At 72.8% G+C, this 16,364-nt stretch carries 12 protein-coding genes and 1 pseudogene; 11 read left to right on the top strand and 2 right to left on the bottom strand.

The window, feature by feature from the left end:
- The first annotated feature begins 3 nt into the window (after positions 1–3).
- From KYY02_RS25930 to KYY02_RS25910, 5 genes and pseudogenes are all read left to right on the top strand, one after another.
- On the top strand, positions 4–663 hold the full coding sequence (locus KYY02_RS25930) for a histidine phosphatase family protein (RefSeq protein ID WP_371241942.1): 660 nt from the start codon (positions 4–6) through the stop codon (positions 661–663).
- Positions 664–694: 31 nt separating this feature from the next.
- A complete protein-coding gene (locus KYY02_RS25925) occupies positions 695–1,603 on the top strand; it encodes an ADP-ribosylglycohydrolase family protein (RefSeq protein ID WP_371241939.1) in 909 nt (302 codons plus the stop codon).
- Positions 1,604–1,816: 213 nt separating this feature from the next.
- Positions 1,817–2,139: pseudogene (locus KYY02_RS25920) on the top strand (TetR-like C-terminal domain-containing protein); the annotation flags it as partial.
- An 81-nt stretch (positions 2,140–2,220) separates the two neighbouring features.
- The gene (rnhB, locus tag KYY02_RS25915; RefSeq protein ID WP_371241937.1) at positions 2,221–2,922 is read left to right on the top strand and encodes a ribonuclease HII; all 702 of its coding nucleotides are present in this window, start codon (positions 2,221–2,223) and stop codon (positions 2,920–2,922) included.
- A gap of 67 nt (positions 2,923–2,989) precedes the next feature.
- Positions 2,990–3,589: a hypothetical protein gene (locus KYY02_RS25910; RefSeq protein WP_371241935.1), complete on the top strand. Its 600-nt coding sequence runs from the start codon at positions 2,990–2,992 to the stop codon at positions 3,587–3,589.
- 224 nt (positions 3,590–3,813) lie between these two features.
- Here the strand turns inward: KYY02_RS25910 and KYY02_RS25905 are convergent, their stop codons facing one another.
- Both KYY02_RS25905 and KYY02_RS25900 read right to left on the bottom strand, forming a co-directional pair.
- Positions 3,814–4,428: a hypothetical protein gene (locus KYY02_RS25905; RefSeq protein WP_371241933.1), complete on the bottom strand. Its 615-nt coding sequence runs from the start codon at positions 4,426–4,428 to the stop codon at positions 3,814–3,816.
- A 213-nt stretch (positions 4,429–4,641) separates the two neighbouring features.
- On the bottom strand, positions 4,642–6,807 hold the full coding sequence (locus KYY02_RS25900) for a RecQ family ATP-dependent DNA helicase (protein WP_371241931.1): 2,166 nt from the start codon (positions 6,805–6,807) through the stop codon (positions 4,642–4,644).
- Between the two features lie 140 nt (positions 6,808–6,947).
- Here KYY02_RS25900 and KYY02_RS25895 point away from each other — a divergent pair, with 140 nt between their 5' ends.
- The 6 genes from KYY02_RS25895 to KYY02_RS25870 all read left to right on the top strand — a co-directional run bounded on the left by KYY02_RS25895 (position 6,948) and on the right by KYY02_RS25870 (position 16,273).
- On the top strand, positions 6,948–8,585 hold the full coding sequence (locus KYY02_RS25895; protein WP_371241929.1) for a DUF4192 domain-containing protein: 1,638 nt from the start codon (positions 6,948–6,950) through the stop codon (positions 8,583–8,585).
- 891 nt (positions 8,586–9,476) lie between these two features.
- Entirely contained in the window at positions 9,477–10,235 is a 759-nt protein-coding gene (locus KYY02_RS25890) for an NUDIX hydrolase (RefSeq protein WP_371241927.1), read from the top strand.
- A 107-nt stretch (positions 10,236–10,342) separates the two neighbouring features.
- The gene (locus KYY02_RS25885) at positions 10,343–12,277 is read left to right on the top strand and encodes an ABC transporter ATP-binding protein (RefSeq protein ID WP_371241925.1); all 1,935 of its coding nucleotides are present in this window, start codon (positions 10,343–10,345) and stop codon (positions 12,275–12,277) included.
- Between the two features lie 163 nt (positions 12,278–12,440).
- Positions 12,441–13,328, top strand: coding sequence for a FadR/GntR family transcriptional regulator (locus KYY02_RS25880; protein WP_371241923.1), 888 nt, complete (start codon positions 12,441–12,443; stop codon positions 13,326–13,328).
- Positions 13,329–13,756: 428 nt separating this feature from the next.
- The gene (locus KYY02_RS25875) at positions 13,757–15,286 is read left to right on the top strand and encodes an RNA polymerase sigma factor (RefSeq protein ID WP_371241921.1); all 1,530 of its coding nucleotides are present in this window, start codon (positions 13,757–13,759) and stop codon (positions 15,284–15,286) included.
- A 153-nt stretch (positions 15,287–15,439) separates the two neighbouring features.
- The gene (locus KYY02_RS25870; RefSeq protein ID WP_371241916.1) at positions 15,440–16,273 is read left to right on the top strand and encodes a S1 family peptidase; all 834 of its coding nucleotides are present in this window, start codon (positions 15,440–15,442) and stop codon (positions 16,271–16,273) included.
- Positions 16,274–16,364 lie beyond the last annotated feature (91 nt).

Raw genomic sequence — 16,364 nt, 5'->3', positions numbered from 1 at the left:
GGCATGGCACGACCACGGCGCATCGTCCTTGTCCGACACGGCGAATCAACGGGCAATGTTGATGACTCCGTCTATGAGCGCGAACCCGATCACGCCCTGGCCCTGACCGCGCGGGGCAGACAGCAGGCGGAGGAGGCGGGGGAGAGGCTGCGGGAACTCTTCGGCCGTGAGCGCGTCAGCGTCTACGTCTCCCCCTACCGTCGCACGCACCAGACGCTGAGCGCCTTCCGGCTCGACCCGGAGCGGATACGCGTGCGCGAGGAGCCGAGGCTGCGTGAGCAGGACTGGGGCAACTGGCAGGACCGTGAGGACGTGCGCCTGCAGAAGGCCTACCGGGACGCCTACGGGCACTTCTTCTACCGGTTCGCCCAGGGGGAGTCCGGAGCCGACGTCTACGACCGGGTCGGCGGCTTCCTGGAGAGCCTGTTCCGCAGCTTCGAGGCCCCCGACCACCCCCCGAACGTCCTGATCGTCACCCATGGGCTGGCCATGCGGCTGTTCTGCATGCGGTGGTTCCACTGGACCGTGGCGGAGTTCGAGTCGCTGTCGAACCCGGGGAACGCCGAGATGCGTGTGCTCGTTCTGGGGGAGAACGGCAAGTACACCCTCGACCGGCCCTTCGGACGCTGGCGGGATCCGGAACCCTACGGGATCACCGGATAGACAGAGGGTCACCGGATGGAGTGGCAGAGCGATGACCGCTGATTCCTCTTCCGCCGGGCGCCTGGACCGCGCCCTGGCCAGCCTGCGTGGCGTGTCCGTGGGGGACGCGCTCGGCTCCCAGTTCTTCGTGCCGGCGAACTACCCGCTGCTCAAGCGCCGCGAGCTGCCGCCAGGGCCCTGGCAGTGGACGGACGACACGGAGATGGCGTGCTCCGTCGTCTCCGTCCTGGCCGCGCACCACCGGATCGACCAGGACGCCCTCGCGCTGTCCTTCGCCACGCACCACGACTTCGACCGGGGCTACGGGCCCGCGGTCGACCGGCTGCTGCGGCTGGTCCGCCAAGGCGGCGACTGGCGGGAACTCGCCGCCGCGCTCTTCGACGGGCAGGGGTCGTGGGGCAACGGCGCCGCGATGCGGATCGCGCCGTTGGGCGCCTGGTACGCGGACGACCCGGAGCAGGCCACCCATCAGGCCGAGATCTCCGCTTACCCCACGCATCAGCATCGTGAGGCCGTGGTCGGTTCCATGGCCGTCGCGGCGGCGGCCGCGCTGGTCGCGGCCCCCGGCGGGCCGCCCGGCCCGGAAGCCCTCCTCGACGGGGTCATCGCACTGGTGCCCGCGAGGAGCGCGGTGGGCGCGGGGCTGCGCCGGGCCCGGGACATGCTCGACTACGGCGACGCGGCCACCGTCGCGGCCGTGCTCGGCTGCGGGCGGCGTACGACGGCGCATGACACCGTGCCCTTCGCGCTGTGGTCGGCGGCCCGGGCCCTGGGCGACTACGAGCGGGCGTTCTGGACGACCGCGCAGGTGGGCGGGGACGTCGACACGACCTGTGCGATCGTGGGCGGTGTGGTCGCCGCCGGGGAGGCGGGAACACCGCCCGCCGAGTGGGCCGACCGGGTCGAGCCCCTGCCGGACTGGATGCGGGCCGCGGTCTGAGGACGGGGGTCGGACGCGGCCTCGGGCCGAGGGTCCTGCGGGCGGAGTCCGGAACTCTCCGTGCGTACCGGGAACTCTCCGTCACCGGCCGTCCGTTGTCAGGGCATCCGCCGTGCGAGGTGTGAGCCCTGGCATGTGCGGATGTCTCCGTCGTGCGGGAGCGGTGCGGGGAGGGGTCGTGCCGGTGATCACGAAGACGTTGCCCGGGGTCCTGCCCGCGACGCGATGTTCTTCCGGTCGGGTGCGCTCTGCGTTCGGTGATTCACGAATGTGACATCCGCCAGGCCGAGCGCTTCCACGCCGTCATCCTCGACGGTCTCGTGGAGTCCACGGCAAAGATGCCGCGCACCGCGATCCGACGTGGAACCGAGCAGGGAGAGGTGCGTGCCGACGCGGCGAACGGATGTGTCCTCGACGCCATTTCGGCGATGACTACGTATCACTCGAAGATGTGCGGCAGCGAATGGCCGGACGCCGATCCGGAGGAGACGGCCGAGCGGTTGATGGTTCCGCTGCTGCGACCGGCCGACTCCTGACCGTGGTTTCCGTGAGTCACCGGCACCGCTCGGGGGCCGGGGTGTCGCGGGCTGTCGCGGGCGGCGTACGCTAAGGGCGTCATGCCGTACGAACCACCTACTCACACCGTCGAGCGCTCTCTGCGCGCCACGACCGGGGCGAAGATCGTTGCAGGTGTCGACGAGGTGGGGCGCGGCGCGTGGGCCGGCCCTGTCACCGTCTGCGCGGCGATCACTGGACTGCGCCGGCCTCCGGAGGGGCTCACCGACTCCAAGCTCCTCACCGTCAAACGGCGCACCGAGCTCGCCGGGACACTGCGGAGCTGGGTGTCCTCGTACGCCCTGGGGCACGCCTCCCCCGAGGAGATCGACGCCCTGGGGATGACGGCCGCGCTGCGGCTGGCGGCGGAACGTGCGCTGGGGGGGCTGCCGGTCCGTCCGGACGCGGTGATCCTCGACGGCAAGCACGACTATCTGGGCACGCCCTGGAAGGTCCGTACGGTCATCAAGGGCGACCAGTCGTGCGTGTCCGTCGCGGCGGCCTCGGTGATCGCCAAGGTTCAGCGCGACAAAATGATGGCCGAACTGGGCATCGACCATGCAGACTTCGGTTTCGCGGACAACGCAGGGTATCCGTCGCCCGTGCACAAGGCCGCACTGGAGGTCCGGGGACCCACCCCGTACCACCGGTTGTCGTGGGCGTATCTTGATGCGCTGCCCCAGTGGCGGCACCTCAAGAAGGTCCGCAGCTGTACGGAAGGGCGTGTTCCGGAAATCGAGGGTCAGCTCGGCTTCGACTTCTGACGGACCGCTCGCACTGATGTGCCACCCGGCGGCGCGAGCCGTGCCAACGTTTGATAAAAATCAGCTCATGCCTCTCATTCCCGAGGAGCCTCAGATTCACGAGAGTGCCCAGGGTCCCCGCACCGCGCCGACCCCTCGCCCCGTACCCGGTCCCCGCCCCGCGGCTCCGTCGCGTCCCGGTCGTCCCGGCCCGCCGCGGCCCGCGCCGCCGGTGCAGCGCGCGTCGCGCGACGCGGCCAAGCCCGTCCCTCCGGGCCCGCCCGCGCCCGCGGCGGCCGCCCCGCAGCTCCAGTTGATCCCGTCCTCGGCCCAGGGGGCGCTCGACGCCGCCGAAGGGGCCGTGGACCTGCTGCTGGACGCGGGCCGCGCCCCCGGCGACGTACTGGTGATCACCACCGGAGACCCGCATCCGTGGGCCACCCACGAACTGTCCTTCGGTGAAGCCTCCTACTGGGCCCAGCACGACGCCGGCGACGACGTCTTCTACACGGACGCCAAGGTCGCCGAGCGTGCCGGTGCGCGCCCCGTCGTCGTGGTCGCCGTCAACGGAGGCCCGGAATCCGCGGCTGTTTCCGCCCTGTCGGTGGCGCACGCCCGGGCCGGCGCCCTGCTGATCGTCTGCGGCGATCCGCAGCGCATCAACTCGATGCTGGCCGCAGGCGTCTGAACCACCACCACGGAGTCCGGCCGGGCGCCGAGGGGGGACGCGGACGCCGAGGTCGTGGCGTTCCCGCGATCGGGGACCCGGCGTATCCGGGGCCGGAGCGGCCGATGCTCTCGCGTCTGCGCCGTCCCGGCACCGGGTCGGGTCCGGCACCGTGCGAACGCGCCGCGCCGTGGTGCGGCGCGTCCCGCACCACTCCATGATGCCCGGGTGGCGTCTTCGTGGTGTCAGCGTGCCGCCGCGCGGCGCAGAACCTCCGACGCGGCGCCACCCGTACGCGGTATCCGGGGCGGTGCCGCGGACGTGGCGAACGGTTCCGGCGCCGAGCCGGCGCTGGGATGGCGGCCGCCACGCCCCTCACCGAGGACCTGCCACCCGTCGCGGGTCAGCGTGATGTACGCCCCGCAGCGCAGCCCGTGCAGGGTGCAGGCGTCCCGCAGACCCCACATCCAGGCGCCGTCCTCCTCCGTCCAGCGCGCGTCGCCGTCACGGCAGTAGAGCAGCACGGCGGTGCGCACCGGGGTGCGGCGGCGCAGGTCGTGCGGGATCACCCGGCGCAACTGGTCCAGCAGCACATTGCGGAGCAGCCAGCCGTCCGCGGAGTTGGTGCGTCGGGTGAACGACGCGCTCGCCCGCACACGTTCGTCCGGATCGAGCACGGCGACGACCGCGGTCGCCGGACCGGGACGGTGCCGGGCGTGCAGTCCGCTGACGACCTCCCGCGGACTGCCCAGCAGCGGGATTCCCGCGGCGGCCCACTCCGCAGGTTCGAGTACACGGTTGGCGGAAGCGGCGGACGTCGACAGCGATGCCGCCGAGGACGGAGCGAATCCGAAGGTCACGGTCCTCCCTTCGGCTACGCCCGGACTGCGGGCAGGGTCGGATTCGGGGGAGCGCGCACGCGACGGAGCCTTACCTGATCGGCGGGCGAGCCGTACGGGTGCGTCCTTCAATTCTTCCTGTCGAACTTGGATGCGGCAACGAGCAATTGAGGCAGCGGTCCGGTATCGGGTGTTCCACGGCTAATATCCCCACTCGTTGGGCGGGGCGGGCCATCAGCCCTGTACGGCCAGCACCAGCGGCAATACGCCCTGTGCACCGGCCCGCCGGAGCAGTCGCGCCGCGACCGCGAGGGTCCAGCCCGTCTCCGTGTAGTCGTCCACGAGGAGGACCGGGCCCCGCGCTCCGGCCAGCGCGGCGGCGAGGTCGGCCGGTACGGTCAGCGCCCCGTCGAGGGCCTTGAGGCGCTGGGCGCTGTTGCTCCGGGAGACGGAGTGCGCCTCGCCCGTGTAGGCCACCGACCCCAGCAGCGGCAGCCGCCCGATCTCCGCGATGCGCGCCCCGAGCGAGTGGATCAGCCGGGGCCGGCTGCGGGAGGCGAGGGTGACCACCCCCACCGGCCGGGGCTGGGGGTCCGCCGCCCCCGGAGCCCAGCCGCCGGGCCCCTTGGCCCAGTCGGTCAGCACACCCACCACGGCCCGGGCGACGTCGTCCGGCACGGGCCCGTCCGGCGCCTGCGGCGCGAACATCGGACGCAGCCGGTTGCCCCAGCCGATGTCCGACAGACGCCCCAACGCCATGCCCCGGGCTGCCTGTTCCCCCGCCGGAATGCGTCCCTTGAGGTCCATGCCGATCGCCGGAAGCCCGGTGGGCCACATCTTCCGGGGCTCCACCTCGACGCCCGCCCGGCCGAGGTCCACACGGGCCGCCTCAAGGGCGGTCGAGGAGGCCTCGGGGGTGTACCGCGGGCCGGCGCAGTTGTCGCAGCGTCCGCAGGGCTTGGCGCCCTCGTCGTCCAACTGGCGCTGCAGGAACTCCATCCGGCAGTCCGTGCTCGCCGCGTACTCGCGCATCGCCTGCTGTTCGGCCCTGCGCTGGCGCGCCACCCACGCGTACCGCTCGGCGTCGTACGTCCACGGCCGCCCGGTCGCGATCCAGCCGCCCTTGACCCGCCGCACCGCCCCGTCCACGTCGAGCACCTTGAGCATGGTCTCCAGGCGGGAACGGCGCAGTTCCACCAGCGGCTCGAGGGCCGGCAGTGACACGGGCCGGTCGGAGCGTGCGAGGACGTCGAGCGTACGGCGCACCAGCTCCTCCGAGGGGAAGGCGAGCGATGCGAAGTACTCCCAGATCGCCTCGTCCTCCTTCCCCGGCAGCAGCAGCACCTCGGCGTGCCGGACACCGCGCCCGGCGCGGCCGACCTGCTGGTAATAGGAGATGGGGGAGGACGGTGAACCGAGGTGCACCACGAAGCCCAGATCGGGCTTGTCGAAGCCCATGCCGAGCGCGGAGGTGGCGACCAGGGCCTTCACCTTGTTGGCGAGCAGGTCCTCCTCGGCCTGCTGCCGGTCGGCGTTCTCCGTCCGGCCGGTGTACGAGGCGACGGTGTGCCCGCGCTGCCGCAGAAAGGCGGTGACCTCCTCGGCGGCGGCCACGGTGAGCGTGTAGACGATTCCCGAACCCGGGAGATCGTCCAGGTGGTCGGCGAGCCAGGCCATTCGGTGCGCCGCGTCCGGCAGGCGCAGCACGCTCAGGCTCAGGCTTTCCCGGTCCAGCGGCCCCCGAAGCACCAGCGCGTCCGACGAGCCTCCCGTACCCAACTGCTCCGCGACGTCGGCGGTGACACGGGCGTTGGCGGTCGCGGTGGTGGCGAGGACGGGCACGCCGTCCGGGAGGTCGGCGAGCATGGTGCGCAGCCGGCGGTAGTCCGGGCGGAAGTCGTGCCCCCAGTCGGAGATGCAGTGCGCCTCGTCGACCACCAGGAGCCCGGTCGCGGCGGAGAGCCTGGGCAGCACCTGGTCGCGGAAGTCCGGGTTGTTCAGCCGCTCCGGACTCACCAGCAGCACATCGACGTCGCCCGCGGCGATCTCCGTCTGGACGGATTCCCACTCCTCGCTGTTGGAGGAGTTGATGGTGCGGGCGTGGATTCCGGCTCTGGCCGCGGCCTCCACCTGGTTGCGCATGAGCGCCAGCAACGGGGAGACGATCACGGTGGGACCGCTGCCCTGCGCCCGCAGCAGCGAGGTGGCCACGAAGTAGACCGCGGACTTGCCCCAGCCCGTGCGCTGCACGACCAGGGCCCGGCGCTTGTCGGCGACCAGGGCCTCGATCGCCCGCCATTGGTCCTCGCGCAGCCGGGCCACGCCCGAGGCGTCCCCGACGAGGCGGGCGAGAACCGCGTCGGCGGCCGTACGGAGATCCGCGTTGCTCGTGTGCTCCATGGGTCCATCCAACAGGACGCCACTGACACACGGACGGGTGCGCGGAAGAGACCCCACGGCCCCGAGGTCGATGGCATGTCCCTGGTCGGACTTATCCACAGGGCGAAGCGGAGGTTCGCAATCCGCGAGATCGTCTTCACATGACGAACCACGGCGAAACCACTGGATCCCCCGAAAACGATGACATTCCGGGGCGTGACACCGGTCCCCGGACACCCGGCGGCGAGGAGCGCGCACCGCGTCCGCAGGACATCACCCGCACCGCGTACGACGGCGCCGACGGACAGCAGGTCACCCTGCGTTCCCCGGCCGAGCTCGCCGACGCCCTGCCCTACCTGCTCGGCTACCGCCCCGAGGACAGCATCGTGCTGGTCGCCCTGCACGACAAGGACGGACGGGGCCGGTTCGGCGGCCGCGCCCGGCTCGGCATCCCCGCCAACCCCGACGACTGGCCCTCCGCGGCCCGGCAGCTGGCCCACGGCCTGGTGACGGGCAGCGAGCGCCGGGGCGCCCGGCCCGAGCAGATGGTCGTCTTCCTCTGCCGCGAACCGGGCCGGGGCGAATCCGGCCGGCAGGTCAAGGAGCGGCTGGGGCCGCTCGCCCGCACCCTGCGCCTGGAGTGCGGTGCCCTGGACATCCCGGTGGTGGAGGCCTTGTGCCTCTCGGACGGCCGCTTCTGGTCGTACTGCTGCGACGACGAGGGCTGCTGCCCGGCCGAGGGGACACCGATGGGCCTGCCCGGCACCTCGGTGCTGGCCGCCGCCGCCACCTACGCCGGGCTCCAGGTCCGCGGCACCCTGCGCGAACTGCGCGCCAGGCTCCAGCCGTGGGAGCACTCCGCCGCCCGGGAACAGGAGGCCGCCCTGGACGCAGCCGGTCTGGCGCTGGTCCCCAGGATCCTCGACGCGGAGGGCCGGTGCGAGGTCGCCGAGGAGACACTGGGGCTGGCCGGGCGGATCCTGGGCCGGCTCGCCGACGCCCCGCCCGCGCCCGGCACACTCCCGGCGGACCTGCGGGACGACGAACTGCTCGGGCACGACGAGGCCGCGGCGCTGATCCTCGGCCTGCAGGACCGTACGACCCGCGACCGCGCGGCCGAGTGGATGGAGGGCGACGAGGCGGGCCCGGCCCTTCGTCTGTGGCGCGCCCTGGCCCGCCGCTGCGTCGGGGCGTACCGCGAACACGCCGCGGCGCCCCTCACCCTCGCCGGGTGGGTCGCCTGGTCCACCGGTGACGAACTGGAAGGCCGGGAAGCGCTCGCCATGGCCCTGGGCGCCGACCCCGACTACCTCTTCGCCCGGCTCCTGCACCAGGCCTGCAACGAGGGACTCGACCCGGAGTCGGTCCGTCGCTGTCTGCGGTCCGAGCGTGAGGGCCGTGGGCGGGCGACGCCGGACGGGCCGGCGGCCGTGGCCACGGAGCCGAGGCAGCGGGACGGCTGCGAGCCGTCGGCTGCCGAACCCGCGGATCCCGATCCCGAAGCGGTGCCCTCGCCCCGTCGACGCCGCACGCGTGCGCCCGGCACCGGCAGCGCTCTCCCCTGCCGGCTCCGCACGGAAGGCGGCCGACCGGGACGGCGGGTTCCGCACCTGCGTACCTCGGTGGTGAGTGCCCGCTCCGCGGCGGACGGCGGCACACGCCCGAGCGGTGCGGACGAGAGCGGAACACGTCCCGGAGGTGCGCGCCCCGGCACGGCGGGACCCGGCGCGGGGCGTCGCCGCGGTACCTCGCAGCCGGGCGCGCGGACCTGTCGCCCGGGCGGTGGCAGGGAGGGGTGAGCGAGCGGCGGAGCCGTGCCCGTCGGGCCGGCGCGGGCCCTCGCGGAGGCGTGGCGGACAAGTGGCAGGGCTGCTGTCCGTGCCTTCCCCGCTCACGGGGATTCCCCGCTCGAGCGAAGCCGGGAGTGGGGAGGCGTCCCGTGGACGCCGGGCCGCACGGCCTTCCCGTCCGCCCCGGACGGTCGCCACCGTGGACGCTGCTCTTCCCTCCCCCGGCCGAGGCCCGCCTCGTTCCGCACCCGGGCGCACCTCCTCGACACCGGACTGCCGGGCGTGGCGGACTCGCGCCCGACCTGGACTTGAACTGGAGTCCGCGCGTAGCGGGCGTGAAGGAGGTGGACCACCGGCCATTCGGACACGGCTCTGGCGGCGCGCGGGGCCGCGAGACGGCACTCGTCGTCACGGGACTCGCGGCCACCGGCTACGAGAGGACGGCGATCCTGCTGCGCGGTGTGTTCGGGGTGGCGGAGGTGTTCGGCCGCCGATTGCCCGAGAGGTGCGCGGGGGGAACAGCGGACCGAGGGGAGCGTTCCGCTCCCGCACCCGGCGGCCGCCGCAGTCTGTGGCCGACCGCGCTCGTGGGGGTCCGCTCCGGCGCCCCACTCCGGACGGTCGCGCTGTGACCGGTGCACAGCGCCCCACTGGGCGGGAGGGGCCCGACGGGACCGTGCGCGGCGGTCGCCCCCTTCGCCGTACGGGCCAGCCGGCTCGGTCTCGCCATGGTCGAGGAGGCGGCCGGGGGACTCCGGCCGGGAGACCGACCTGGTGGGACACGTTCCCTCAGGACGGCGGGAGAGCCCGGCGGCAAACCCGCCGGGCCGAAGCGGATCAGTCGGCGTCACGCCCCGGGAAGGGAGTGTTTATCGTCAGGCAGACGACTATGATCGCCGCATGCCCTACGACCCGTCAGCCTTTCCGCCCTTCGCCGTCACCGTGGACCTGGTCGTACTGACCGTACGCCGCCACGCTCTGTGTGCGCTGGTGGTGCGCCGGGGCGAGGCGCCCTTCCAGGGGCGTTGGGCCCTCCCCGGCGGCTTCGTGCGGGCCGACGAGGATCTGGCGCAGGCGGCGGCCCGGGAACTGGCGGAGGAGACGGGCCTGCGGGTGCACGATCCCGCCGTCCCTGCCCAGGACAACGGCGCTCACCTGGAACAGCTCGCCACATACGGCGATCCCGAGCGCGACCCCCGGATGCGGGTCGTGAGCGTCGCCCACCTCGCCCTCGCCCCCGATCTGCCCGCGCCCCGGGCGGGCGGTGACGCCAGCAACGCGCGCTGGGCGCCCGTCGAGGAGGTGCTGCAGCAGGGTGGCCACGGCCGGGACGGCGAGCCGGTGGCGCCACTCGCCTTCGACCACGCCCGGATCCTGGCGGACGGGGTGGAACGCGCCCGCTCCAAGATCGAGTATTCGTCGCTGGCGACGGCCTTCTGCCCGCCCGAGTTCACCGTCGGCGAGCTGCGCCGGGTCTACGAGGCGGTCTGGGGCGTGGCGCTCGACCCGCGCAACTTCCACCGCAAGGTGACGGGCACACCGGGCTTCCTGGTTCCCACCGGCGGCACGACCACCCGGCAGGGCGGTCGCCCCGCCCAGCTCTTCCGGGCCGGCGGAGCCACCCTGCTCAACCCTCCGATGTTGCGCCCCGAGGTCTGACGCGGGACGACCGGACCACGCCAAAGGGTCCGGCGGGGGGTGCTCTTTCCCTCAACCGGGTCGCGAGATGTCCGGAAAACCCGGTATGGGGCGCTATCTTGCATCGGGTGATTCAGGCCACCGGATTGACCAGCAGCCCCCGCAGAGAGCTTCCGCCCGCCGTCGACGACGTCTCCTTCGAGGCGCACGCGGGCCGCGTCACCGCGTTGCTCGGAGCGCCGGGCGCCGGCAAGACGACGGCGATCCGGCTCATGCTCGAACTCCAACGCGGCCGTGGCGTCACCTACTTCAGGGGCCGCCCACTGCACCGCATCCCCCATCCCTCCCGTGAAGTCGGCGTGCTGCTCGGCGATGTGCCGGGCCACCCCGCCCGCACCGTCCGGGGACACCTGCGCATGCTGTGCGCCGCCGCGGGTGTCCCGGCCCGCCGGGCCGACGAAGTACTCGAGGCGACAGGGCTCGTGAGCCTGCGCGACGAGCGCCTGGGCATCCTGTCGCGCGGCATGGACCGCCGCCTGGGGCTGGCCTGCGCCCTGCTGCCGGACCCGCACACACTCGTGCTCGACGAGCCCGCGCGGGGGCTCTCCGTCGCCGAGAACCGCTGGCTGTACGACACGCTCCGGGCGTATGCGGCCCAGGGGGGCACGGTGCTGTGCACCACGGCCGATCCGAAGGAGGCGGCGCGGATCGCGGACCGCGTGGTCACCCTGGAACGGGGCAGACTCGTCGCCGACCAGGAGGCGGCGGACTTCTCGCGGACCCGGCTGCGTCCCCGCGTCGCAGTCCGTAGTCCGCACGCCGCCCGCCTCGCCGTCCTGCTCGCGCAGGAGGCCCGTGCCGCCCGGCGGTCCGTGGAGGCCGTGCACGAGGGCGGCAATCGCCTCCGCGTCTACGGCAGTACCTGCGCGGACGTCGGTGAGATCGCGTTCCGGAACGGCATCGTCGTGCATCAACTGACGGACGAGATCGGGGACATGGGGCCCGGTGCCGGAGCGGGCGACCCGGTGCCGGGCGCCCCGGCGAACCCGGCCGGCGCCGCCGGGGGACCCGTGCGGCCGACCCCCGACGCGCCCCCGCCCGCGGACCACACGGCCCGCGGTCCGGACCACCACCCCGGCGCCCCGGCCGGCGAAGGCTCTTCCGCGTCCGTGTCCCCGACGCGGAAGGCGCCGGACGCATCCCTCGCCGAGGAGACCCCTCCGGCCCCCTCCCGCCGGACCGCCTCCGCGCGCGACGCCGCCGGGCTCCCCCCTCCCGTCTCCGTCCGCCCCGCCCCCAGGCCTCTTCGTCCGCTGCGTTACGAGATCCGCCGCGCCACGGGTGTCGCTACGGGGCTCCTCGTCGGGGCGGCCGTGCTCGTCGTGTCCGCGCTCACCGCCGTACTGCTGGCGCGGGTCGGGCACACCCCACAGCCGCGCCTGCTGGCCGCGTGGCCGAGGGAGCTGCCGCTGCCGCCCGCAGCGCTCGGCGCGGGACTGCTCGGCGCGCTGGCCTTCGGCGACGAGTTCCGTCACCCCGCGCTGGCGGCGGACCGCGGCACCGTGCCCCGGCGGCTGGGGCTGCTGGTCGCCAAGCTCCTCGTGGCCTCGGCCGCCGCGGTGGTACTGGCCGTCCTGACCGTCGGGTGCGATGCCGAGCTGCTCCACCTCGTCTACGGGCGGGAGGCCGTCGAGGTTCCCGCCGACTGGCTGCCGTTGAGTGCGGGGTGGCTCGGCCTCGTGGTCGGGTGCGCCTGCACAGGCGTGCTGGCCGCGGGCGTGTTCCGGTCCGCCACCGCCGGTCTCGCGGTCGTCGTCGCCGTACCCCTTCTCGTCGTGCCGCTCGTGCGCAAGATGACGGAAGGGCCGGCGGTGCGCACCCCGGTCCCGCTCGCGTCGCGGCTGCGGGACGGTGCGCCGCTCCGGTGGCCCTTCGGGGCCGAGCACCACCTGGACGCGGTCCTGCGTCTGGTCGCCCAACCCGTCGGCGGCGCGCTGACGTTGTCGCTGGCGACGCTGCTGTGCGCGTACGTGCTCACCGGCCTGCGGAGCAGAGTCCGATAACGACCGTCCGCGAGCACATCGCCCCGCCTCTGTCTGCAACTCATCACAAAAAGCCCATTTCTTTCCGATAAGGCGTCAATTGCGACGAGGTGAGCGATCACCCTTTCGTGTGCTTTTCACCAAAGACCTCAAGGGAGTTGGAAGCGAAGCCGACAAAGGATGCGTGAGTACCCTTGCGCACACCATGATGACCGCCGCCCGCTCCGCAGACTCCGGCCTCGCGAGCCCGGGCGAACTCGACCGCTACCCCTACGCCGAGACGCCCGCCGTCGACCGCGTCGGGGCCCCTGCCTGGGAAGGCACGGATCCGGAGCTGGGCCGTGTGGGCCGACGGGCCACGGGCAGCCGCGGGCGCGGGCTGCACGGCCAACTCGTCCAGCAGTTGGGTCAGATGATCGTTTCCGGGGACCTGGGCGCCGACCGCCCGCTGGTGCCCGAGGAGATCGGTCAGCGCTTCGAGGTCTCCCGCACCGTCGTCCGTGAGTCGCTCCGTGTCCTGGAGGCCAAGGGCCTGGTCAGCGCCCGGCCGAACGTCGGCACGCGTGTGCGCCCCGTCAGCGACTGGAACCTCCTCGACCCGGACATCATCGAGTGGCGGGCCTTCGGGCCGCAGCGCGACGACCAGCGTCGTGAGCTCAGTGAGCTGCGCTGGGTGATCGAGCCGCTCGCCGCCCGCCTGGCGGCCGGCCACGGACGGGAGGACGTCCAGCAGCGGCTGACCGACATGGTCGAGATCATGGGCCACGCCATGGGGCAGGGCGACGCCCTGACCTTCGCCCGCGCCGACGCCGAGTTCCACTCCCAGCTCATCCAGATCGCCGGCAACCGCATGCTGGAGCATCTCTCCGGGATCGTGTCCGCCGCCCTGCAGGTTTCGGGCGGCCCGGCCACGGGCTGCGAGCGTCCGAACGAGACGTCCCTGGCGCAGCACGGACGGATCGTCGACGCCCTCGCCGACGGCGACGGCGCGGCGGCCGAGACGGCCATGCGTCAACTGCTCACGGTCCACCCAGAGGTGGAACGCGTGGTGCCCGCCCCGCGCGAGCACTGACCGCGTTCCGCGGGCGGCGCGGTCCGGCATGCCATCCCCCTCCTGTGGCAGCGCCCCGCCGATGAGCCGCCCCCCGTCGGGCCCCGCGGGATCGTCGACGATCCCGCGGGGCCCGATGTCCGGAACGACGTGGCAGACTCGGAGAGGTGACCTCCTCGCCCCCGAGTGGATGCTTTCGCGATCATCTGACCGATTCTGTGCGCTTATGGGGTGTGACTCGGGCCACGCGGATTGGACGTAACGCTCCTGGAAAGAACGCGATGACCTAAGAGGTGACAGCCGCGGAGGGAATACGGACGCCGTTCACGGCGCTGTGCATCCTCCCCGGCCCCCGCCCGCGCCGTCGGCCCATCTCCAAGCCGGCGGTCGGCTCCTGTCCATTGCGGACGGGGCCGGAAGCCGTTTTCCAACGTTCCGAGAGGTTGTTCGTGTCGGCCAGCACATCCCGTACGCTCCCGCCGGAGATCGCCGAGTCCGTCTCTGTCATGGCGCTCATTGAGCGGGGAAAGGCTGAGGGGCAGATCGCCGGCGATGACGTGCGTCGGGCCTTCGAAGCTGACCAGATTCCGGCCACTCAGTGGAAGAACGTACTGCGCAGCCTCAATCAGATCCTCGAGGAAGAGGGTGTGACGCTGATGGTCAGTGCCGCAGAGCCCAAGCGCACCCGCAAGAGCGTCGCAGCGAAGAGTCCCGCCAAGCGCACCGCCACCAAGACGGTCGCCGCCAAGACGGTGACCGCCCGGAAGGCCGCCGCCACCGCGGCTCCGGCGGCGCCCGCCGCCGACCCCGCCGCCGGTGAGGAGACGCCCGCCAAGAAGGCGGCTGCCAAGAAGACGACCGCGAAGAAGGCGGCCGTCAAGAAGACCACGGCCAAGAAGACGGCAGTCAAGAAGACCACCGCCAAGAAGGACGACGCCGAGCTGGGCGACGACGAGGTCCTCGAGGACACCAAGGTCGCGGAGGAGCCCGAGGGCGCCGAGAACGCCGGCTTCGTACTCTCGGACGAGGACGAGGACGACGCGCCCGCCCAGCAGGTCGCCGCCGCCGGCGCCACCGCCGACCCGGTCAAGGACTACCTCAAGCAGATCGGCAAGGTCCCCCTGCTCAACGCCGAGCAGGAGGTCGAGCTCGCCAAGCGTATCGAGGCGGGTCTGTTCGCCGAGGACAAGCTGGCCAACTCCGACAAGCTGGCCCCCAAGCTCAAGCGCGAGCTGGAGATCATCGCCGAGGACGGCCGCCGCGCCAAGAACCACCTGCTGGAGGCCAACCTTCGTCTGGTGGTCTCCCTGGCCAAGCGCTACACCGGCCGCGGCATGCTCTTCCTGGACCTCATCCAGGAGGGCAACCTCGGTCTGATCCGCGCGGTGGAGAAGTTCGACTACACCAAGGGCTACAAGTTCTCCACGTACGCCACCTGGTGGATCCGCCAGGCGATCACCCGCGCGATGGCCGACCAGGCGCGCACCATCCGCATCCCGGTGCACATGGTCGAGGTCATCAACAAGCTCGCGCGCGTGCAGCGCCAGATGCTTCAGGACCTGGGCCGCGAGCCCACCCCGGAGGAGCTGGCCAAGGAACTCGACATGACCCCGGAAAAGGTCATCGAGGTCCAGAAGTACGGCCGCGAGCCCATCTCCCTGCACACCCCGCTGGGCGAGGACGGCGACAGCGAGTTCGGTGACCTCATCGAGGACTCCGAGGCGGTCGTCCCGGCCGACGCGGTCAGCTTCACGCTGCTGCAGGAGCAGCTGCACTCCGTCCTGGACACCCTGTCCGAGCGCGAGGCGGGCGTCGTCTCCATGCGCTTCGGTCTCACCGACGGCCAGCCGAAGACCCTCGACGAGATCGGCAAGGTGTACGGCGTCACGCGCGAGCGCATCCGCCAGATCGAGTCCAAGACCATGTCGAAGCTGCGCCACCCGTCGCGCTCCCAGGTGCTGCGCGACTACCTCGACTAGGTCCGCCCGCCACGACGCACCGTCGTGCGAAGCCCCGCGTCAGGCCCGGTTCCCGTTTCGGGAACCGGGCCTCCGTGTCGCCGCGCGGGTGCGGGCTCGGGCGGGTTCCCTCACTGTGGGTGCTTCAGGATCACCCCAGTGTGAGGAGCGTGCATGCGACGTCGTCTTGCCCGGGCCCTGGTCCGGCCGCTGACCCTTGCGGCAGCCGTGTCCGTCGTACCGCTGGTCCCGGCTGTTCCGGCGGCCGCCGACAGCATCGTCGTCGGTGGCTTCCCCGTCGACGTCTCGGAGGGTCCGTGGACGGTGGCGCTGTCCAGCCGTGACCGGTTCGGGGGTACGCGGGCGGGGCAGTTCTGCGGGGGTGTGGCGGTCGGCCGTACCACTGTGCTCACCGCGGCCCACTGCATGGACGAGGAGGTGCTGGGGGCGCCCCCGGAGCGCGTGGGCGATCTCAGGGTGATCACCGGGCGTACGGAACTGCTCTCGGAACGCGGCAGGGAGATAGCCGTACGCGGGACCTGGGTGAATCCGGGCTACGACGGCGTCACCAATTCCGGCGACTACGCCGTGCTCAGTCTGGCCGAGCCGTTGCCCTCGAACTCGGTGATAGCCATGGCCGGGGCCGGTGATCCCGCGTACCGGGCGGGTACCGAGGCCACCGTCTACGGGTGGGGGGACACCACGGGGTCCGGGTCCTATGCCGGCAGTCTGCACGCGGCACGCGTGCGGGTGCAGCCCGACGCACTGTGCGAGAAGGCGTATCCGGGTGGTTCCGAGGGCACCTACCGCGCCGAGACGATGCTGTGCGCGGGGGAGGTGCGGGGTGGCCGGGACGCCTGCCAGGGGGACAGCGGGGGACCGCTGGTGGCCCAGGGGCGGCTGATAGGCCTCGTGTCCTGGGGGACGGGGTGCGGCTGGGCGGGCAGCCCCGGGGTGTACACGCGCGTCTCCGACATCCTGCGGGCCCTCGGGTGGCCGCAGGGCTGAGAACGGCCGAGGGGCGCCGACGGGCCGCTGGGCGGTCTCCGGCGGGCACGAGACGGGCGGCCGCCGCCCGGGCGGGGGGGGCCCCCCCCCC

The organism is Streptomyces pimonensis (genome assembly GCF_041380215.1).
Classification (GTDB): domain Bacteria; phylum Actinomycetota; class Actinomycetes; order Streptomycetales; family Streptomycetaceae; genus Streptomyces; species Streptomyces pimonensis.
This window is presented reverse-complemented; position numbering and strand designations above follow the sequence as displayed.

Coding starts and splice junctions, on each gene's coding strand:
- KYY02_RS25890 (WP_371241927.1), top strand. CDS start 9,477: ATGCCCTACGACCCGTCAGCCTTTCCGCCCTTCGCCGTCACCGTGGAC.
- KYY02_RS25910 (WP_371241935.1), top strand. CDS start 2,990: ATGCCTCTCATTCCCGAGGAGCCTCAGATTCACGAGAGTGCCCAGGGT.
- KYY02_RS25895 (WP_371241929.1), top strand. CDS start 6,948: ATGACGAACCACGGCGAAACCACTGGATCCCCCGAAAACGATGACATT.
- KYY02_RS25870 (WP_371241916.1), top strand. CDS start 15,440: ATGCGACGTCGTCTTGCCCGGGCCCTGGTCCGGCCGCTGACCCTTGCG.
- KYY02_RS25900 (WP_371241931.1), bottom strand. CDS start 6,807: ATGGAGCACACGAGCAACGCGGATCTCCGTACGGCCGCCGACGCGGTT.
- KYY02_RS25930 (WP_371241942.1), top strand. CDS start 4: ATGGCACGACCACGGCGCATCGTCCTTGTCCGACACGGCGAATCAACG.
- rnhB (WP_371241937.1), top strand. CDS start 2,221: ATGCCGTACGAACCACCTACTCACACCGTCGAGCGCTCTCTGCGCGCC.
- KYY02_RS25925 (WP_371241939.1), top strand. CDS start 695: ATGACCGCTGATTCCTCTTCCGCCGGGCGCCTGGACCGCGCCCTGGCC.